This window comes from Streptomyces sp. NPDC005141 (genome assembly GCF_053599975.1).
Window position 1 is genome coordinate 32,288 of the sequence record NZ_JBSFYW010000043.1, and the last position, 18,695, is coordinate 50,982.

16 protein-coding genes and 4 pseudogenes are annotated in these 18,695 nt (G+C 69.5%); 11 read left to right on the top strand and 9 right to left on the bottom strand.

The genetic code is table 11. The annotated features are described in order from the left end of the window. Positions 1-318: 318 nt before the first annotated feature. Positions 319-1,287: a GlxA family transcriptional regulator gene (locus ACWD68_RS28520; RefSeq protein ID WP_451809323.1), complete on the bottom strand. Its 969-nt coding sequence runs from the start codon at positions 1,285-1,287 to the stop codon at positions 319-321. 135 nt (positions 1,288-1,422) lie between these two features. Here ACWD68_RS28520 and ACWD68_RS28525 point away from each other — a divergent pair, with 135 nt between their 5' ends. The 4 genes and pseudogenes from ACWD68_RS28525 to ACWD68_RS28540 all read left to right on the top strand — a co-directional run bounded on the left by ACWD68_RS28525 (position 1,423) and on the right by ACWD68_RS28540 (position 4,862). Then, on the top strand, positions 1,423-2,061 hold the full coding sequence (locus ACWD68_RS28525; protein WP_451809364.1) for an HD domain-containing protein: 639 nt from the start codon (positions 1,423-1,425) through the stop codon (positions 2,059-2,061). 228 nt (positions 2,062-2,289) lie between these two features. Continuing rightward, positions 2,290-3,210 carry an NADP-dependent oxidoreductase gene (locus ACWD68_RS28530; RefSeq protein ID WP_451809324.1) on the top strand — a complete coding sequence of 307 codons (921 nt, stop codon included), beginning with the start codon at positions 2,290-2,292 and terminating at the stop codon, positions 3,208-3,210. 639 nt (positions 3,211-3,849) lie between these two features. Beyond that, positions 3,850-4,350, top strand: a pseudogene (locus tag ACWD68_RS28535) (carbohydrate binding domain-containing protein); the annotation flags it as partial. Between the two features lie 140 nt (positions 4,351-4,490). Beyond that, the gene (locus ACWD68_RS28540) at positions 4,491-4,862 is read left to right on the top strand and encodes a hypothetical protein (protein WP_451809325.1); all 372 of its coding nucleotides are present in this window, start codon (positions 4,491-4,493) and stop codon (positions 4,860-4,862) included. 82 nt (positions 4,863-4,944) lie between these two features. On the opposite strand, the gene ACWD68_RS28545 is transcribed toward ACWD68_RS28540, so the two are convergent. Genes ACWD68_RS28545 through ACWD68_RS28555 form a run of 3 tightly spaced genes read right to left on the bottom strand, consistent with a single transcriptional unit; the run spans position 4,945 to position 6,412 of the window. Continuing rightward, a complete protein-coding gene (locus ACWD68_RS28545) occupies positions 4,945-5,883 on the bottom strand; it encodes an SMI1/KNR4 family protein (RefSeq protein ID WP_451809326.1) in 939 nt (312 codons plus the stop codon). Then, entirely contained in the window at positions 5,880-6,080 is a 201-nt protein-coding gene (locus ACWD68_RS28550) for a FitA-like ribbon-helix-helix domain-containing protein (RefSeq protein WP_451809327.1), read from the bottom strand. The genes ACWD68_RS28545 and ACWD68_RS28550 overlap by 4 nt, the downstream gene beginning before the upstream one ends. 2 nt (positions 6,081-6,082) lie before the next feature. Further along, on the bottom strand, positions 6,083-6,412 hold the full coding sequence (locus tag ACWD68_RS28555; protein WP_451809328.1) for a restriction endonuclease: 330 nt from the start codon (positions 6,410-6,412) through the stop codon (positions 6,083-6,085). Positions 6,413-6,806: 394 nt separating this feature from the next. Here ACWD68_RS28555 and ACWD68_RS28560 point away from each other — a divergent pair. The 3 genes and pseudogenes from ACWD68_RS28560 to ACWD68_RS28570 all read left to right on the top strand — a co-directional run. Beyond that, a pseudogene (locus ACWD68_RS28560) lies at positions 6,807-7,727 on the top strand (ADP-ribosylglycohydrolase family protein); the annotation flags it as partial. A gap of 608 nt (positions 7,728-8,335) precedes the next feature. Beyond that, positions 8,336-8,803, top strand: a complete 468-nt coding sequence (locus ACWD68_RS28565) for a hypothetical protein (RefSeq protein ID WP_451809329.1) — start codon at positions 8,336-8,338, stop codon at positions 8,801-8,803. A 73-nt stretch (positions 8,804-8,876) separates the two neighbouring features. Continuing rightward, positions 8,877-9,023: pseudogene (locus ACWD68_RS28570) on the top strand (DUF6233 domain-containing protein); the annotation flags it as partial. A gap of 80 nt (positions 9,024-9,103) precedes the next feature. Here ACWD68_RS28570 and ACWD68_RS28575 read toward each other — a convergent pair. After that, positions 9,104-9,784: a TetR/AcrR family transcriptional regulator gene (locus tag ACWD68_RS28575; RefSeq protein ID WP_451809330.1), complete on the bottom strand. Its 681-nt coding sequence runs from the start codon at positions 9,782-9,784 to the stop codon at positions 9,104-9,106. An 80-nt stretch (positions 9,785-9,864) separates the two neighbouring features. Between ACWD68_RS28575 and ACWD68_RS28580 the strand changes: the two genes are divergently transcribed. The 3 genes from ACWD68_RS28580 to ACWD68_RS28590 all read left to right on the top strand — a co-directional run bounded on the left by ACWD68_RS28580 (position 9,865) and on the right by ACWD68_RS28590 (position 12,922). After that, a complete protein-coding gene (locus ACWD68_RS28580; RefSeq protein WP_451809331.1) occupies positions 9,865-10,971 on the top strand; it encodes an FAD-dependent oxidoreductase in 1,107 nt (368 codons plus the stop codon). Between the two features lie 478 nt (positions 10,972-11,449). Then, the gene (locus tag ACWD68_RS28585; RefSeq protein ID WP_451809332.1) at positions 11,450-11,788 is read left to right on the top strand and encodes a thioredoxin family protein; all 339 of its coding nucleotides are present in this window, start codon (positions 11,450-11,452) and stop codon (positions 11,786-11,788) included. Between the two features lie 897 nt (positions 11,789-12,685). Continuing rightward, entirely contained in the window at positions 12,686-12,922 is a 237-nt protein-coding gene (locus tag ACWD68_RS28590; RefSeq protein ID WP_451809333.1) for a hypothetical protein, read from the top strand. Positions 12,923-13,107: 185 nt separating this feature from the next. Here ACWD68_RS28590 and ACWD68_RS28595 read toward each other — a convergent pair whose 3' ends face one another. From ACWD68_RS28595 to ACWD68_RS28610, 4 genes and pseudogenes are all read right to left on the bottom strand, one after another. Then, positions 13,108-13,941: a PIG-L family deacetylase gene (locus ACWD68_RS28595; RefSeq protein ID WP_451809334.1), complete on the bottom strand. Its 834-nt coding sequence runs from the start codon at positions 13,939-13,941 to the stop codon at positions 13,108-13,110. Between the two features lie 464 nt (positions 13,942-14,405). After that, positions 14,406-15,002: pseudogene (locus tag ACWD68_RS28600) on the bottom strand (siderophore-interacting protein); the annotation flags it as partial. Between the two features lie 530 nt (positions 15,003-15,532). Then, positions 15,533-16,741 (bottom strand): hypothetical protein, encoded by a 1,209-nt coding sequence (locus tag ACWD68_RS28605; RefSeq protein ID WP_451809335.1) that lies wholly within the window; start codon positions 16,739-16,741, stop codon positions 15,533-15,535. An 856-nt stretch (positions 16,742-17,597) separates the two neighbouring features. Beyond that, positions 17,598-17,774, bottom strand: coding sequence for a hypothetical protein (locus ACWD68_RS28610; protein WP_451809336.1), 177 nt, complete (start codon positions 17,772-17,774; stop codon positions 17,598-17,600). Between ACWD68_RS28610 and ACWD68_RS28615 the strand changes: the two genes are divergently transcribed. Next, entirely contained in the window at positions 17,761-18,342 is a 582-nt protein-coding gene (locus ACWD68_RS28615) for a DsbA family protein (RefSeq protein ID WP_451809337.1), read from the top strand. The genes ACWD68_RS28610 and ACWD68_RS28615 overlap by 14 nt on opposite strands. Positions 18,343-18,695: the final 353 nt, after the last annotated feature.

An 18,695-nucleotide genomic window follows, 5' to 3' on the forward strand; every position in this document is an offset into this window, starting at 1 on the left:
TCTCACTTCGACGTTCAGCCGGTCTTCGGAGGACGAGTTGATACAGAGGCCCCGTCACCAGGAGTGTCGAGGCGGCCGCCCCTTACGACCAGCGCAGGGTGACGTGCGAGATGCGACGACGGCCACGACGCCGACCGGGGGCATACAGCTGTCCTGCGGGCGGCGCAGCGCCACGCCTGGTGGCGCTGCATCAGGTAAGCGGATGGGGCGCGGTGCGGGGTTCGCATGACGATCATGGGTAGCCGACGCAACCGATCGCAGGTCGTGCGCGCAGTCGGAGACCCCAGGTGCGCAATTCGTTACGCGGCCCGGCGGGCCCTACTCGGGGCGGCGTGCGGTGGTGAACCGGCGCTGGTAGGCGGCAGGGCTGATGGACATCTCGCGCGCGAAGACTCGGCGAAGACTCTCGTAGCTCGGGAAGCCGGCCAAGGACGCCGCCTGCGTCGCGGTGTGTCCCCGGTCGAGCAGCGACTTCGCAAGGTCGAACCGGATCGACTCGACGTACCGGGCCGGCGTGGTGCCCAGCTCCTCCCGGAACAGCCTCGTGAGGTGCCGCGTACTGACGTTGAGACGCGTAGCCAGTTCGGCGAGGGAGTAGTTGCCGGCGGGATCCGCCGTGACCAGATCGACGACCCTGCGCAGGGCGGGCGACCGGGGCGGCGGCCCCTGCAGGGACGCGGAGAACTGTGACTGACCGCCCGGCCGTTGCAGGTAGACCACCAGAGAGCGGGCCACCTCCCGGCTGATGTCGGGCCCGTGATCCTCCTCGACGAGGGCCAGTGCGAGGTCGATGCCTGCGGTGACGCCCGCGGAGGTGTACACAGTGCCGTCGCGCACGTAGATGGCGTCGGGTTCGACACGGGTCTTCGGGTGCCGGGCCGCGAGTTCGCCCGCGATCTTCCAGTGGGTGGTCGCCCGTTTGCCGTCCAGAAGTCCGGCCGCGCCGAGGACGAAGGCACCGGAGCACACGGAGGCGACCCGACCGGAGCGGGCTGCCAGATCCCTGGCGGCTTCGACCAGATCGCGTGTGACAGGGGATCTGGGATAGACGTCTCCGCCCGGCATCAGGAACGTGTCGGGGTCCGGCTGCGTGGCGGCACTGCCGTCGACGGCGATCCGCATCCCGATCGAGGAGGCGACGTCGGCACCCGTCGTCGACACCAGGGCGATCCGGTAGTCCGCACCGAGCAGATTCGCTTCCCCGAACACTTCGGCGGGGCCGACGACGTCGAGCAGTTTGACCCCGTCGTAGACGAGGATCGCTACCCGATGCGTGTCGGCGCTCACGGACCCATCCTGAGATGACTGGATTCGAGTGGTTCATGGCCGGACCGAGGCGGCGTCGGGGGCCGCATGGTCGGCATCGTGGGGTACGGACGCACGTTCCACTCGCAGCACATCGCCCCGGAAAGCACGGACACCATGACCGACATCATCGCAGGGGTGGAAATCCCCGAGACCTCGGCTGTCGCGGAGGCCACGGAGTTTCTTCGGGAGAAAACGAACTCCTTGATCTTCCACCACTCCCGGCGTGTATTTCTCTTCGGTTCCCTCCACGCGCGTGAGCTGGACCTCCAGCCCGATCCCGAGTTGCTCTACATCTCGGCGATGTTCCATGACGCGGGCCTTTTGATCCCGTTCTCGGAAACGCAGCAGCGTTTCGAACTGGACGGCGCCGACCACGCTCGGAAATTCCTGCGTGACCGCGGGTTCTCCCAGAGCGCCGCCGAGGTGGTCTGGACGGCGATCGCCCTGCACACGACGCCGGGGCTTCCCGCCCGGATGGGCCCCGAGACGGCTGCCACGAACTACGGCGTGCTGACCGACGCGATCGGCTGGGGGCTGGACAGGCTGGAAGGCGACCAGGTGGACCAGATCGTCGCCACTCATCCGCGTGGTGAGTTCAAGAAGGAGTTCCTGCAGGCATTCGTCGACGGCCTCAAAGGCCGCCCGGAGACCACGTACGGGACCATCAATGCGGACGTCCTGGAACACTTCGTTCCCGGATTCCGCCGTACGTCCATGGTCGAGCGCATCATCGATGCTCCCTGGCCGCGGTGACCGCCAGCAGCCAGGACCGAGCCGATACATTCGCGGCACTCCCGCTGCATTCCCGGTGCATTCCATTCCCGTCGCACGCTTCGTCGTCTGCGCCGTGACTGTGGCGGTCGGGGGTGCGACTGTCACACGTCGCTCCCCCACCCGGGGCGACGGCTCCCCAACGGAGATCGATTGGCGCGTACAGGCCCTGTAACGCTCAACCCGCACCACGACACGAAAGGAATGCTCGTGCGAGCCATCACTGTCCGGAATCGCGAAGCCGGGGTCACGGGGCTGGCCCCGGAGGACCTTCCCCATCCCCACGCCGCCGAGAACGACGTCATCGTGCGGGTGCACGCCGCGGGCTTCACCCGGGGAGAGCTCGACTGGCCCGCGACCTGGACCGACCGCGCCGGCCGCGACCGCACCCCGAGCGTGCCCGGCCACGAGGTCTCGGGGGTGGTGACGGACCTCGGCTACGGAACGACCGGCCTCACCGTCGGCCAGAGGGTCTTCGGGCTGACCGACTGGACCCGCAACGGCTCGCTCGCCGAGTACGTCGCCGTGGAAGCCCGCAACCTCGCACCGCTCCCCGCAGACATCGAGCACACGGTGGCAGCCGCACTGCCGATCTCGGGACTGACCGCGTGGCAGGGCCTGTTCGACCACGCCCGTCTCGTCACCGGCCAGACCGTCCTGATCCACGGCGCCGCCGGCGGTGTCGGCTCGGTCGCCGTCCAACTCGCCCGCGAAGCGGGAGCCCGCGTGGTCGGCACGGGCCGCGCCGCCGACCGGGACACCGTGCTCGACCTGGGCGCGCATGCGTTCCTCAACCTGGAGACCGACCGGTTGGAGGACGCCGGGCAGGCCGACGTCGTGTTCGACGTGATCGGCGGCGACATCCTCGACCGCTCGGCTTCGCTCGTGCGGGCTGGCGGCACGCTCGTCACCATCTCCCACCCGCCCACCGTGCGGCCCGACGACGGGCGGGCCCTCTTCTTCGTCGTGGAACCGGACCGCGCACGCCTCACCGACCTCGCCCGGCGACTGCGGGACGGTCGGCTCCGGGTGCGGGTCGGCGCGGTTCGGCCGCTGGCCGAGGCGGCCGCCGCGTTCGCCCCACGACAGCGCGTCCCCGGCCGCACCATCATCCGGATCGCTGAGGACTGAGGGGAGACGGGGAGACGGACTGATCCAAGCGGCCTTGGTGACCTTTGCTGCTGATCCTCGGATGAGGGTTCGTTGGCGGGTCAGCGGTTGCGGACTTGATCGGCCCGCTCGGAGATGGTGTGGGCGATGCCTCGTCGACGCCGGATCGATGTACGGCTGTCCCGGACCTCACCGGCGTCCCGCGTGGCTTCCCCCGGCGCGGCGTCGACTGAACCTCCGGAGCGGGCCTTGCGTATCAATTCCAGAGGGACAGTTCAGACCACGGGACGGAAGGAGAGCACCGTGCCCACACCGCCCGCGTCCGACTCACCGGACGAGCACCCCGCGCTGGAGCCCATCCGCGTGCTGCGCCCGCGCCGCACCGACGCGCTGGCCCAACTGCTCGAAGAGATACGCCAGGACAAGGACTACCGCAGCCACGAGACCGTGGACGCGCCCGCCCCACACACTCGGACCGACGGCGAGACAGAGGAACTCCCGCCTGTCCCCGGCGGCAAGACGGAGGAACTCCCCGCACCCGACGGCGAGGCCCGCCCGCCGCGTCCCGTAGGCCGCCCGCGCCTCGGGCCCGGACAGCGCCGGGCGGCCGTGGTGATCGCGGTCGTCGCGGCGGCCGTCGTCGGCTTCGGCTGCTCCCTCCTGATCCCCAGCCGTAGCGACGCCACCCCGGCCGCACCCCCGGCGAGCGCGTCGGCCGCCCCGACATCGGCCGCCCCGGGCTCGGTCGGGGCCGCCGACGCGCTGACCAACCCCGGCTTCGAGTCGGGCAGCCTCTCGCCGTGGAGCTGCACCGGCAACCCGGGCTCGATCGTCAACTCCCCCGTCCAGGCGGGCTCCAAGGCCCTTCAGGGGAAGGTGAGTTCGAGCGACACCGCGCAGTGCAACCAGACCGTCGTGGTACGGCCGAACACCACCTACTCACTCAGCGGCTGGGTCCGCGGCGCCTATGTGTACCTGGGCGTGAACGGCGGTGCCTCCACCTGGACCAATTCCCCCTCCGGATACAGCCCACTGACCGTCTCCTTCACCACCGGCGCCTCCCAGACCAGCGCGACGATCTACGTGCACGGCTGGTACGCACAGGGCAGGTACTACGCCGACGACATCACCCTGGACGGGCCCGGTGCCGGTCGCGGTGGCGGTGGCGGTGGCGGTGGCGGTGGCTCCTAGGGCGTATCCGATGGGTCTGCCGTCCGTGACCTGCGCGCATCTAGGCTGTCACGCGTGCAGAACGCGCTGTGTGCCCGTCCACGTGGACCAAGCACCCCGCCGACCCGATCGTGAGCAGCACAGACTGCGACGAGTACGCCCCCGCGTCCACCCACGAGAGCCGCGGATTCCCCGGCGGCGTCAACCAGGTGACCGACGGCAACAAGTGCGCCCAGCTGTACACGGACTGGGCGTTCAACGGCGTCGGTGACGGGTCGACGTCGTTCGGCCTGTTCGCTGACACCCGCACGGCGACCAACGGCCCCACCGGCACCGAACGCTGCGGACGGGCGGCGATCGACTCCGCGCAGAACCAGGGCGCGTTCAGCAAGCTCCAGCCCAGCATGTGGCGGCTGCTGGACGATGACGGGTTCTTCGTCGACACCCTCGGCTTCAACCACTGCTCGGGGACGGCGACGACCTGCATCTGGCGTAAGGTCTAGCACCGCCTAGCCCTCGGACAGGGCAAAAGAAGGGGGGTGGACAGGTCATCACCTGTTCACCCCCCTTCCGCGTTCCCGTACGTCAGCCGGTGAACCGCTCCCACAGGGCAGCCTCATCCGCGGCGAGCGGCGGCCCCCACACCAGCCTGCCGCCGATCAGCCCCGGCAGGTAGCCGGTGGCCAGCTGCGGATTCTCCAGCTTGTCGGCCGTCTCCTCCAGCAGCATGCTCAACGTCTGGTCCACGACAGTGCGCACGGTCGTGTCGTCCCAGTGCCCGACCTTGCCCGTCTCGGCGTCGATGAACAGGCCAACGCTGGTGTCGGTCACCGACCATGAGCAGAACGGAATCCATGACGGCTTCCATACCATCGCCTCTTCAGCGCCCCACCCGATGCCTAGCTCCCGCTGGTTTTCCCTATGCCACCGGTAGGACGTGGCCACCGTGCCCAGCGGCATCAACGCCCAGCCGTAGTCGGGCATCACACCCGCCCCCGGGGTGTCCTTGCCTCCCGCGCACAGCAGCCACAACGCCTGCAGCTCCACGGGGACACGTACCCCAAGTGCCTGCTCCAGCGCGGCGATCTCGTACGTGGACGCGCCGGGCAGCAGCGCCGCATGGGTGGCGGGCGCGTGCTGCTCAAGCCAGCTGGTGATCCGCCGCCATGCCTCGGTCACCTGTCGCGTGGCGATCTGCTGCAGGCGAGGATCCTGCACGGCCGCGGGGACCTGCTCGTCGCCGGCGTCGGGGAGTGGCCCGGTCGCCTCGATGTCTCGGATCTCGATCCGGTCCACGTCCAGCAGGGGCGGACCGTAGGCGTAGCGCACGATCAGGGGTGGACACGCATCGAAGGTGTCGCTGTCGATCGTCGCCGCGTACATGCCGAGCCTGCCGGCGCGCTCGCCCAGGCGTGGATCGTCGGCCAGCTGCCGGGCCAAGGTCTTGACCGCGTACAGCACACCGTCGCCAAGCTCGGTGCAGCGAGCGCGTATGTGGTCGGGCAGGTCAACATTGACGGTCACTGGGAAGTACGCTCCTCGCGTAGGGCACAGGCGTACCGCTGGTTGCGTTCGGCCGTTTCCGCCAGGGTGGGTTGCTGTGCCTCGCCGGTGATGAGCTCGAGGAGGTATTCCTGGAGGGACTCGCCGGTCTGCGGGGCGCGCACCTTGAGACGGGTCATGGTTTCATCCGGAATGTTACGGATCGTAATGGACGACATGATTACGTTCTGCGGCAGTACAAGAGTTTGAAACTACAGCCACGCTTGCCCGCGTACGGAAACACGAAATCGGCTCCGTCGTCTCCGGTACCGCCGACTGTGCGTGCCTCTGAGCAGCCGTCACGGCGGCACAACTCAGCGACCACTTCCTCGAACTGAGTTCCGGACAGTGTGTCGTTCACAGCCAGCGTCCGCTGTCCCGCTGCGATCTGCTCCTGCCGTCTCCACGTGGCGTCCTTGCTGCGCAGCAGCCTGTCGGTGCGCCATAGCTGCCACGCCATCCAGCCGACGCCCGCGGCGGCAAGGACTGAGCCGATGTACAGCCAGATCATGGGACGCAGCAGGATCAGTGGGGCGAGCGCGCCTGCTGCCGTCTTGTACCGGGCGGTGCGGAGTCTGCGGGCAGTTCTGCTGTTGCGTTTGGCAGCAGGTCACGCTCCTCATTGCGGCCGACGACTGAACCAACTGCGCGTGGCGGCCGTCCTGATGCTGCTGCCCTCAAGTCCGGCCCGTACGGCAGCCTTCAGCTCGGCAGGCCCCACGTATCGATCGCTGCGCGCCGCAGTGTCCATGCCGCTCACCCCCTACCTCTCCGTACCGCGTTCGTCCTGGTCTTCCTCCGCGTCGCAGCCGGTGCCGTGGGACTCGTCGTGTATTCGTTTGGGAAGCGGGGGGAGCCGGCAATGCCGTGGCGATGTGAGGGGCGGGGTTGGCAGGATTGAGGTGATGCCCACTGAACTCCCCTCCCTCGACCTTTCCGACTTCCGTTCCTTCGACCACCGTTCGGCCGCTCGCGACGCTCTTCGCGGGCTTGCGGTCGGTGACGCCTTCGGTGCCCAGTTCTTCGTACCCGACAATCTCCCCTGTCTCCGGGAGCGCCGGTTGCCGCCCGCCGACTGGCCGTGGACGGACGACACCGAGATGGCCTGCTCGGTCTTCGGCGTACTGCGCAGCCGCGGCGCCGTGGACCAGTACGACCTGGCGCAGGGCTTCGCCCGCAGGCACGACTTCGACCGCGGCTACGGTCCCGCGATGAACAGGCTGCTGCGCCTGGTCCGCGAAGGCGGACGGTGGACGGAGCTGGCCGCCGGGCTCTTCGACGGCCAGGGGTCGTGGGGCAACGGGGCCGCGATGCGTGTCGCGCCCCTGGGAGCCTGGTTTGCCGTGGATCCGGCCGAGGCGGCTGCCCAGGCCGGGCGGTCGGCTCGGGTGACGCACACCCATCCGGAGGCGGTGGCCGGGGCCGTAGCGGTCGCGGTGGCGGCCGCGTACGCGGCTCGCGGCACCGTACGGCCGCTCACCGGAGCCCAGTTGCTTGCCGCGGTGGAGGAACTGACCCCGCGGGGACGGGTTCGCTCGGGCGTGGCCGAGGCACGCCGGTTGCTGGGACAACCGCACGCCGAGTACGCGGCGCACCGGTTGGGCAACGGGCGGCAGGTGAGCGCGGTGGACACCGTGCCGTTCGCCCTGTGGTGCGCGGCCCGCCATCTGGAGGACTTCGAGGAGGCGCTGTGGGCGTGCGCGTCGGTCGGCGGGGACGTGGACACCACCTGTGCGATCGTCGGCGGGATCGTCGCCTCGCGGGTCGGCACGGCGGGCATCCCCGCCACGTGGCGGGCCGCTTGCGAGGCGCTCCCCGAGTGGGTGGCGGAGGACGTTCTCGGTGAGGACCTCGGTCGCGCCGGGCTCGGCCACGACGTGACGCCGCTGCATCGCCCCGCACCCGTTCCGGTCCCGGACCTGGAGTGGACCGCTGGGCAGTGGCAGCGGATCCGGCACGGCATCCGGTCGCAGAGCATGGACGAGAAGTGGGACGTGTACCTGGAGGGCAATCAGCTCACTCTGCACCGCAGTTGGACCGGTCACGGCATCTACCGGCTGACCGTGGCGGAGGGGCCGGTCGGCGCGCGGCCGGTGGCCGCGCAGGTCGAATCGGACCCGGCGCGCTACCGCCGCCGAGGCGACGAGACGGAGAGCGCCTTCCTGGAACTCTTCCTGCGCAGCTGGTACATGGACGACACCCGGCCCGAACTATGGCAGCGGTACCAGGAGTTGGTTCGGGCGGAGCCCATGTCCGAACCCGCGCCCGACGAACGGCCCCAGACGCCGCCTGCGCCGTAGCGTCCAACGCCTGCGCGCGAGCGCCTTGCTCAGGCGAGGAACTCCTCCCCTACCAGCACGTACGAGCGGTGAAGGACTGTGGTGAGAAATCCGCACTGCGGCGCGGACGATAGGTCGACCGGCGAAGGGCGCTCATGGCAGAGCTTGTGCGGCAGCAGGATGTGAATGCTGACGTGGGCTTTCACGCCTTCGGGTTGCAGGAGTCCGATGACGGGGACCTGCCGGTTCCCTTCCCGGACGACTTCAACCGGCATGTGTTTGTCAGCACTCACCCAGGGCGCGTGGATATCACCAGCGGTGGCCATACCCACACCGCCGCGGTCCGCGTCGAGGTGTGGGACGGGCCACCGCCTCAGCACAACCGTGCCGACTGGGACGAGATGGCCGAAGCCGAATTCACGTCGACCAGTGGTCAGGTAGCCGTGTGGTCCATGTATACGGGCCGGACGGAGGACCTGATCACGCTGGCGGACTCCGGCGGTTCCTGGCACGTCCGTGTCCACTGTGCGGGCCGGGCCGAGGCCGCGGCCCTGTCGGAGGGCGAAGGCACTGGCTACGGCGTGGAGCGCTACCTCGTGCAGTTCTGGCCCGCCAAATCCTGAGCCGGCTACGGCGGGAGTGGCCGGTGATCAGCTTCGCGGAGAAGTCGAACTTTCTTGCCTTTGCGTCGTAGTCATGATCCGCAGCCCTTCATCTGTGCTCGCAAAGGGGTTCGGCATCGGCAACGGCCGTCCACCCGTCGAGGTGCATGTGGGCAGTTGCCACGCCGCGGGTAAACGGCGGCGCCCTGTCCCACGCGACGAAGCACGCCGGCTCCTCACTGCGGGCGAGGCTACGTCGTCGCAACACGGCAGCGCCGACCTGGCGATAGGGCGGTATCGGCCCGGTCCTTCGGCCGCGCGTCACCTTGAGATGCGGGCTTCGATGCCATCGAGCAGGAAGTCGAGGCCGATCCGGAAGGTGTGGTCGGCGTCCAGGTGGGCGGCATCGCGCACCACCGTGGCCAGCGCGGGGAATCGGCCGGTGGCGAAGGTCCGCTCCAGATAGGGCCCGAGCGAGGCCTGCCAACGCTTCTCGTCCATCCCGGTGGCCCGCTCGGCACGTCGCTCGGCGATCTCCCGACGCACCGCGCCGATCACATACGCGTTGACTGCAGCGACCACCGGCATGATGGCGTCCACGTCGACGCCGTCCAGTGCGGCCACCACGGCCTCCCCGCTGGCCAGCGCCTGCGGTCCGAGCTGGGGTCGGCCACCCAGTAGATCGGCAAGCCATTCGTGCTCGTGAGCGGCATGCCGAGTGGCTCCGGCCAGAGACAGCAGCACCTCCCGCCAGCCGTCTCCGACCGGCCGGATCTCGGCGTGGACCGCGTCGACCATCAGGTCGAGCAACTCCTCCTTGCTGGCGATGTAGCCGTACAGCCGCATCGGACGGACATCCAGCGCGGTGGCCACCTTGCGCAGCGACACCGCGTCCAGGCCGTCCGCGTCAGCCAATTGGATCGCCGCCCGCACAATCCGCTCCCGGCTCAACGGGGCCGGCACGGGTCGATTCGGTGGCTCAGGCCTCTCCCACACCAACATGCCGCTAACAATACATCGCATCGGGCGATACAGTGTATCGGTCAATACGATGTATCGGCTGGATCGAAGGAGAGGCAACCATGACCATCGCCATCGTCGGAGCCGGCCTCGGCGGCCTGGCTCTCGCCCGTGTGCTGCACGTGAACGGCATCGACGCCGTCGTGTACGAACGCGAACCGTCACGCCGTGCGCGCGGTCAGGGCGGCATGCTCGACATCCACTCCGGCCAGCGGGCGCTGCGCGAGGCCGGTCTGATCGACCAGTTCCACGCGATTGCCCGTGGTGAAGGCCAGGACATGCGCCTTCTCGAGCCGGACGGCACCCTGCTGCTCCAGGAGGACACACCCGACGACGCCCCGCTCGATCGACCCGAGGTCGACCGCGCCGATCTGCGCAGTCTGCTGCTGGATTCGCTCCCCGAAGACGTGGTGCGCTGGGGGCACGCGTTCACATCCGCCGACAACGGCACGCTGCACTTCGCCGACGGCAGCAGTGCGACGTATGACCTCCTGGTCGGCGCGGACGGCGCGCAGTCCCGGGTCCGCTCGCTGCTCACCGACGCCCGCCCGGCGCACATCGGCCAGAACGTCGTCGAGATCGGCATTCCCGACATCGACCGCACGCACCCCGACCTCGCGGCGATGGTCGGGCGCGGCAACTACTGGGTGCTCGGCAATGGACTGTCCCTGGCGGCGCAGCGCAACGGCGACGGCCGCGTTCGCATCGGCCTCAGCTTCTACAACACCGCCGAGGACTGGTTCACTACCAGCGGGATCCCGTTCGACGACCCGGCCGCCGCCCGGGCGCGGCTGATCGACCTCCCCGGCTGGGACTCACGGTTCACCGCGCTGATCGCGGCCTGCGACGATACGGTCGTGCCGCGGTCGATCACCACACTCCCGGTCGGCCTGACCTGGCCGTCGACGCCAGGCGTCACGCTGGTCGGCGATGCCGCGCACCTGATGCCGCCGGTGGGAGAGGGCGCCAACATGGCGCTGCTCGACGGCGCCCTGCTCGGTCTCGCGCTGGCCGCGCACCCGGACGACTTTCCCGCTGCCGTCGAAGAATACGAACGCGAGATGTTCGAACGCACCAGCGCTGCCGCCCGGATGTCCGCGGACATCCAGGAATTGCTGACGTCGCCGAACGCCGCCCAGAAGATGCTCGCATTCTTCCAACCTCGCTGAGTGCCGCCGAATACGACCAGGCAGCCGGCCGCCCAGCCCACGCGATCACGGCCTCCAGCTGGATGGAAGACCTCAGCGTCGGCTGACGCGCGGCCCAGCAGGTGCGTGAGTGGGACCTGGGCCTGCGTGAGCGGGTCCAGGCGCCGAGCTGGATGCCGGACAGCGAGGGGAAGCCGTCACAGAATGGCTGACCGGGAGAGGACTGCCGTCCGGGGTGTCCGTCCCGGAGACCTTGCGCGAGCGCCGCCGGCCGCCTTCCGGCGGCGCCTTCTCGACGCTGTCGTTGCTGTTCCAGCGTCAGATGTACGCAGTACTCGAATGGGCTGGCGCCTGGCTGTCAGTGGCCGGTCCCGCAGATGCCGGGAGTGCCGGCGCCACCCGTCCGCGACAGGTCAGCCGGCGACCGACCGGGCCGGACTGCCGCACCGCGCGGGGGATGATGGGGATGGAATGACGGAACGCGAGGTCAGGAGCTTCCATGACGAAGCGGGTTCACCAACCCCGTGAGGACGCGGAGTTCGATTTCATCCTCGGGATGAGCGGAGTCCCGGTCCTCGCGTACTTCACCGGGACATGGCCCAAGGCGATCGAGCCCTGCCGGGTGATGGACCTCGTCGTGGGTGGCATCGCCGACGAGTACGCGGGCCGCCTGACGGCCGTCCGCACCGACATCACGCGTTGTCCGGCCGCAACCGAGCGATACGGGATCACCGGAGCCCCCTCCTACGTCCTACTGAAGGAGGGGGAGGCGGTGGCGCACGGCACTGGGCCCATGACCATCACCGAGGTACGGAAGTTCCTGGACGGCCACCTCTGAGCAGCCCCCGTGGCACTGCGGCCGCGACGTCCGTACAGCGACGTGTGAGGCGCTGCCAGCAGGCTCTCCATGAGGGCCTGGTAGCGCCTGAGACTCTCGGCCCAGCCGGGGACGACGAGGTACTGGACCGTGGTGAATCAGGGCCGGAGGCACCTGGCCATCAGCAAATGGGATCACCGGCTGGCCGTACGGGCAGACGGCCGGGCGGGCAGACGAGCTGACGGGGCTGACGGGGCTGACGGGGCTGACGGGGCTGACGGGGCTGACGGGAAGAACCCGAGCGACCACGCGGGCGTAGCGCTGCTGCGGAGACGATCGCCGACCGCGTCGGCCTGGCCACGGCGCTGAGTGCAGCGTTACCGACGGACACGGGACCGGGTTGGCGGGGCCGACGTGTGCCTGTACTCGGCCGCCCCCAGCTGGTCCGGACCCGGCGGCCATCACGGGGGCCGCCTTCCGGTCCCGGACTGTGGCCAGGATGATGTCGGGCACCCCCGGCGACCGCAGCCGGCAGTGTGTCGCCGGCGTCCGCGAGAAAGCTCTTCTGCCCCGCCCGCACACGAAGTCCCCGTAGCCGCACACACCATGACGGTCGATCACATGTGCGACCGCGTGAGAACCTACTCCGCGCGGACTTGTCGCCGCGGAAGACGGCGAACACCTCCGCACCCTGACCTGTGCCCGGCACGGCGTGCGCTGTCCCCGCGGTCGAACACCGCTTACCGATGAACCCGAACCGAATCGAATCCCCGGGGGCCTGATGAACTCCATACTCCGTAGAGCGGCGAACCTCGCCGTCGTCGCAGGCGCGGTCGCGGCCGCCTCAATGGCCGGTGCCCCGCCGCGAACGCGGAGCCGGTCCAGCACGGCTGCGCGTACCCGTACGTCTGCTTGTACGTGGACCGGGCCGCCGTCACAGCCGGCCACCCCGCCGCCAAGTTCCAGGTCATCACCAGCGGATTCCAGGACGTCACGTCCCGTGAGGGCTACATCATCCTCAACACCCGCAACGACGACGTGGCTCACCTGCGCAGCAACGCGGGCACGCTCTGCGTCGGGCCGAACACGACCACCGTGATGAGCTCCGGCCTCACCGTCAACGGCGTGAAGATCTCCAGCAGCGCGACCTGCTGACCCCACGGCGGGCGCGCCGCCTGCGCGCCCGCCCACTCCGCACACGACCGACCCGCGCGGATGCGCTCCGGCCGGTACCGCCCCCTGACGATGACGGGCGGCCGGCGCGGCGTAGAGCCTCCGGGACCGTCCCTCAGTTCGCGCCGTCCGGTCGATGCGCCTTCCCGGCCGGTCGGACGGGCGGATCAGCGCAGTCCGGCGAAGAGATCGTTCTCGGGTACGGCCGCGCCGGTGGCGTCCTGGACACGTACGAAGGTCTCCATGCCCATCAACTCGCCGAACCTCTCCTTGCCCATCTTGAGGAAGAAGATGTTCTCGCCCTGACTGGCGTGCGCGGCCAACGCGTCGAACTTCTGGCCGCTGAACGCGGTGGTGTCCACCCACGTGCTGATCTCATCGTCGGGGAGGCCGATCTTGGCCATCGCGGCGGCCTCGGCAGGATCCGGCTCCGGCATGTCCTCATGGAACTCGCGCATGATCTCGCCGAACCGCTTCATCATCGAGCGGGGCATCGTGGTCCAGTACACCTTCGGTGTCAGCCCGGTCATCTCCAGCGCCGCCATGGTGATGCGGTGGGCTTGGATGTGGTCGGGGTGGCCGTAGAAGCCGTTCTCGTCGTAGGTGACGACCACATCAGGTCGGTAGTGGCGCATGAGTTCCGCGAGTCGGGCCGCGCCTTCCTGCACGGGGGTCTGCCAGAAGGATCCGGGGGCGTCGTTGCTCGGCCAGCCCGTCATCCCGGAGTCGGCATAGTCCAGCATCTCCAGATCGCTGACCTTCAGGACGTCACAGCTCGCCTCAAGTTCTTGACGGCGCATCAAGGCGACCGCCGCCGGATCGTGTCCGGGATCGCCCGGCTTTGCACCCCCCGGTCCGTCACCGCAACCGCCGTCGGTACACGTCACGAGAACCGTGCGGATGCCTTCCGCCGCGTACTGCGCGAGGACCCCTCCGGTTCCGGTGGCCTCGTCGTCGGGGTGGGCGTGTACTGCCATGAGCGTCAAGGGCCGGTCAGTCATGAAACAGTCCTCCTGCAGAAATACGTCTGGGTCCAAAAAGTGCGGCGGGCGTACCGCAATCCTGGGCCCGGATCCTGGCGGGGCGGACGACCTTGCGGTCTCCGTGCCCCCGCCCGTGCGGAGCCGGTCCCTCGGTCGATACAACCGTGCCGACCGGACCGGCTGTTCCCGGCGCGGCCGCTTGGCTTTCCAGGCGTCGGCGTTCAACGCGAACGAGGTACAGGCTCGACCTGCATGTCTCGGCGCCACGTCGGATCCGACTTCCATCCGGCACCAGCCATGAGTTTCCGACACGAAGCCCGGCCTGCGGCACGGTGGGCCGACGCGTGGCGGCGAAGGGCGGTGGGCCTCCGGCCGGCCGGAGACGCGGCACCGCTTCCAGGAGGGGCCGTCGCCCTGGAAGCGGAACGCTTCCGACTCCGGCCCCCGTCACCCCCGGTCGGCGGCACATCCCGCCGTGGCTCCTAGGCCGCCACCGATGCCGCGTGACGCCAGAAACCCGAGAAGGTGATGCGGTCCTTGGGCAGGCCCAGTCGGTTGAGGTGCCTGCGCCCCTCCTGCGCGAGGGTCGACTCGCCTACGACGAAGGCGTACCCGGAGGCGTCGGCGGAGGTGAGCCGGTGGAGTTCGTGGAGTGCGGCGGTGCCGCCCACGGATCCGTCCCCGTCCCGCACGACCCAGGTGACGGTCACGCCGGGCGGCGCGTCCAGGGTTCGGCGGTCGGCGGCGGTGGGCACCTCCTGGATGAGACGGCCGACGGCGTCCCGGGGCAGTGAGCGCAGGATGCCGGTGGTGGCGGGCAGGCCGGTCTCGTCGGCGACGATCACGACCTCGGACGCGTCCGGCGGGCAGTCGAAGAGGATGCCCTGGTCGAGGACGGCCAGCGCGTCGCCGGGCCGGGCACGGCAGGCCCAGATGGCCGCGCCGCCCTCGATCTCACCGTCGGGTCCGCAGTGCACGACGAAGTCGATGTCCATCTCCGCCACCTCGGGACGGAAGTCGGCGACCGTGTAGTTGGCGCAGTGCGGCCGCTCGTCCTCGGGGATGGCCAGGTACGGCTCGGCATGGCCACGGCTGCCACGGCATCCCGGCCGGGAGCGATTCGAAGAGCCGCGCCACGAACTCCTCGTCCGACATGGCTTCCACGGCTGCGTTGCGACGGGAGGACCGCCGACTGCGGGAGGACGCGGCGGTCCTCAAGCGGGCCACGGCTTTCTTCGCCAAGGAGACCCGGCGACGGTACACCCGTTCATGGAGGCGGAGAAGCAGGCAGGTCACAGCATCAAGCGGGCGTGTGAGCTGCCGCAGGTCTCCCGTGCCGCCTTCCATGCCCGCCGCACCCACACCGCCGGCCCCGCGCGGGTCCGTGACGCCGAGCTGACCGAGAAGATCACGAGGTTCATACGTGATCGCGCGGAACCTACGGAGTGCCGCGCATCCACGCCGTGCTCCAGCGGGAAGGCGCCGGACGCGAACGCCTCCGGGTCGCGCGGCTGATGCGGGCCGCCGGATCCTCGCGACACCGTTTCGGCCGTCGAAGACCTGGACAGAACGGCGTCTCCGCGGGCGCAGCCGCTTCCGGCCGACGGCGTCAGCCGCCGCGCTTCAGGCGAACGACGACGGGGGCGGCGAAGGGGTCGCCGGACTGGCTGACCGAGAGCTGTCCGGCGCCCAGCCACTCGTCGGTGCCGGGTATCCGGTGGACCTCCTCCAGCCACAGCGACTGGTTCGACCCCTTGCGGGCACCGGTCGACAGGGGGAGGCGATGGCGTTTGATCTTCACGCACCGGCCGTCCCCGGTCAGGAACCAGTTGTGGTCGAGGAACAGGCCCGCGTCGTCCTGCGCCACCGGGATCCGCCGGGCGCACCCGCCGGGTGCGGGCTGCTGCGCGACCCACTTGGAGTCGTCCCGGCGCAGCTGGATGAACTCGTCATCGGGTTCCTCCCCGCCCTCGCCGTGGTTGAAGCTGTTGGTGCCGTACGCGAGCACCTCACCGCTGTCGAGCGCGATGATCCGGTTGAGCCTTGCGCCGGCCTCCGGCGGTATGGGCTCCTCGAAGTGGGCTTGCGGAGTCTCCACCGGCTTCCAGGACGTACCGTCCCAGTGCATCGAGGCGGGCTGGCTGTAACGCTCGCCGGAGCCCTGTTCGGTGCCCGGCCCGGTGGAACGGCTGCCGACAGCCCAGGCGTCGTCGGGTCCTGTCACCGTCAGGTCGGATGCGGCGTACGGCAGCCGGGTCGCGGTCCAGCGGGTGCCGTCCCAGTGCTGGGCGGTACCGTTCCAGAGGAGGGCCCAGACGTCCTCCGGGCCCGCGGCCGCGAGGCGCTGGACTCTGCCCGGCGGCGGGTTCGGCACCGCTGACCAGCGGACGCCGTCCCACAGCGCCCAGGAGGTCACACCGAAGTCCGCTCCTGAGGCGTGCCATTCCATCCACAGGGCTTTGTCACCGACCTCGTGGAGCACGGGTGACGAGTCGGGGGTGCCGAACGTCTCGGGGAGGGGCCCTCGTTGCCAGCGCGTGCCGTCGTAGTGCAGCAACGGGCCATTGGAGCCGCCGTTGCTCTCGATCGCGACTGCCCAGACGTCGTCCTCGGCCAGGGCGGCGAGATCGGCAAGACGTCCATGGAAGTCGAAGACACGCTCGAACTCCCAACTCGGGGAGCCCATCGTGCCGGCAGAGCCTGTGGCCCGGGAGCCGTTCGGCTCCGAGTCCACACCGCACCCCTCAGCCGCGAGCACACCGGCCAGCACGGCAGCGGCCACCAGCCCCCTGCGGATGATGCCCCTGGCTCTGCGCACGCCCACTCCCCTTGTCGGTCCCCAATCGGCGGGCAGCGTACCCGGTTCGGCACACGCACCACACGGCGTCCCGCGGTGGATTTCGTCGTGGCCTTCAGTGAGGAACCGTTCGACGTCGACGGAGTCATGGTGCGGCTCCCCCAGCTCGACAGGGAGTCGGGCCGCCCTGTCGACCGGCTGCCGGAAGACACCACCGCCGACCCGGACATGCAGGACTGGCGGCCGGTGGGAGACCCTCTCCAGCGGACAGCAGGTGGTCAACAGATCCCACGCCAAGGTTTCGCCAGCGAGCCGTCCGTAGCCGCGGACCACGTCGATCCCGGTGTTCAGCACCCAGGTCAGCTGGGAGGTGTCATTCCGGGTTGTGGATCACGCGGTCACGCAGCTGGAGCCGGGCCGATACTCCTGGCAAGTGGGCGGCCGCGTCGGCGACCTCCGTCGGCCGCAGCAGGGCTTTGCTGGGCATGCACGCCCAGTAGGAGCGTTCGCCGCCCCGGAGCTGGTCCTCGACGAGTACCGAGGAGAGCCCGGAGAGTTGGCTCGCGTACTGGGCGGCGGTCCCACCCGCTGCGGGCGCCGCCGAGAACGATCACATCCCCGGCTGAGCGGGCCGCATCCGCGGCTGCGGTCATGAGCATCTCCCGGTGGTCCTGGTGCAAGCGCCGGAACGAGGCGGGGCGGGGCGGGCTGTCGCCGAGGGATTGACTGAGCGTGCAGGCACGGGATCGCGCGGCGCTGCAGAGCAGTGCGACGCGCGGCGCTGCAGAGGGGGTGCGGCGGCGTGCGCCCTGCGGGAAGTCCCGCTCCGCACCTCTTTGTGCCTTGCGGGCCGCGGTGACGGTGGGTACCCCGGTGGTCATTCCTCGCGTTCGAACTCTGCCTGGGCCCGCTGGGCGTCCAGCTCGTCCTGGGCAGTCCGGTAGATGTCGGCGACCATCTTCTTGGCGGCCTGGCTGTCCGGGGTCTTGGAGAGGTCCTGAACGCGGTCGGCCCACTCGTCCACACCGTTGGGTGTCTGCGTGTTTTCCTTCATCTTTCGTTTGTACTCCTTTGCGCCATCGGCTGCCTTTCGTGCGGCTTCACCGGAGGCCGCAGAGCGGGACTGCACGCACGGCACCGCAGTCGGCGAAGCTGTCCCGCATGCCGAGTTCCAGAAGGAGGGGCGGGACTTCCTGGACGACAGGCTCGGCGGCAGCGGCTCGAAGAAGGCGGTCAACGCACTGCGCGCAGCGCTGGAGGAGGGCAAATTCGTGGAGTACCACGAAGTGCTCTACGCCAACCAGCCCGAGGAGAGCCTCGACGGGTTCACCGATGCCCATCTACTGGAACTGGCCGGCCAGGTAGAGGGGCTGCGCGGTCCGGAGTTCAACGCGGCCGTCAAGAGTATGAAATACCGCTCCTTCGTCACCGCCTCTGAGGAAGAGTACGAGCGGGCCGGGGGTGCGAAGGACCCCAAAGGGCCGGGGACACCCACCGCCGTGATCAACGACAAGCGGATCCCTGCGGAGTACAACGGCCTGCTCTTTGACAGCGATGCCTTCGCCGAACTGCTGCGGGAGATCCACGCCAGGCCCTGGGAGTGGGAACAGACCGCTCTGTGAACCATCACGTCACCAACGGGGTGCGGCTGCGAAGCCCGCGTGTCGGTTCTTCCGGAGACCACCAGCGGGCACCAGGGCACGCATGCCGAGAGGCAGCGTGCTCGCCACCGGCAATCGGACAGTCAGGGGAAGCCGTCACAGAGGGCTGACCGGGAGAGGGTTGCCGTCCGGGGTGTCCGGGGTGTCCGTGTTGGAGACCATGCGCGAGCGCCGCTGGCCGCCTTCCAGCGGCGCCTTCTCGACACTGTTGTTGCCGACTGACGGACCGCGCTGACGGCGGGCAGCCCGGTCTCGCGGTCCGCTATGAGGCGACAGTGCTGGTCGCGGCCATCAGCGAATGGATATGACTGGCC

What these genes read in the sequence shown, in the direction of transcription:
- ACWD68_RS28580 (WP_451809331.1), top strand. Translation starts at nt 9,865, where the DNA reads ATGACCATCGCCATCGTCGGAGCCGGCCTCGGCGGCCTGGCTCTCGCC.
- ACWD68_RS28565 (WP_451809329.1), top strand. Translation starts at nt 8,336, where the DNA reads ATGGCAGAGCTTGTGCGGCAGCAGGATGTGAATGCTGACGTGGGCTTT.
- ACWD68_RS28575 (WP_451809330.1), bottom strand. Translation starts at nt 9,784, where the DNA reads ATGTTGGTGTGGGAGAGGCCTGAGCCACCGAATCGACCCGTGCCGGCC.
- ACWD68_RS28585 (WP_451809332.1), top strand. Translation starts at nt 11,450, where the DNA reads ATGACGAAGCGGGTTCACCAACCCCGTGAGGACGCGGAGTTCGATTTC.
- ACWD68_RS28595 (WP_451809334.1), bottom strand. Translation starts at nt 13,941, where the DNA reads ATGACTGACCGGCCCTTGACGCTCATGGCAGTACACGCCCACCCCGAC.
- ACWD68_RS28555 (WP_451809328.1), bottom strand. Translation starts at nt 6,412, where the DNA reads ATGATCTGGCTGTACATCGGCTCAGTCCTTGCCGCCGCGGGCGTCGGC.
- ACWD68_RS28550 (WP_451809327.1), bottom strand. Translation starts at nt 6,080, where the DNA reads ATGTCGTCCATTACGATCCGTAACATTCCGGATGAAACCATGACCCGT.
- ACWD68_RS28525 (WP_451809364.1), top strand. Translation starts at nt 1,423, where the DNA reads ATGACCGACATCATCGCAGGGGTGGAAATCCCCGAGACCTCGGCTGTC.
- ACWD68_RS28610 (WP_451809336.1), bottom strand. Translation starts at nt 17,774, where the DNA reads ATGAAGGAAAACACGCAGACACCCAACGGTGTGGACGAGTGGGCCGAC.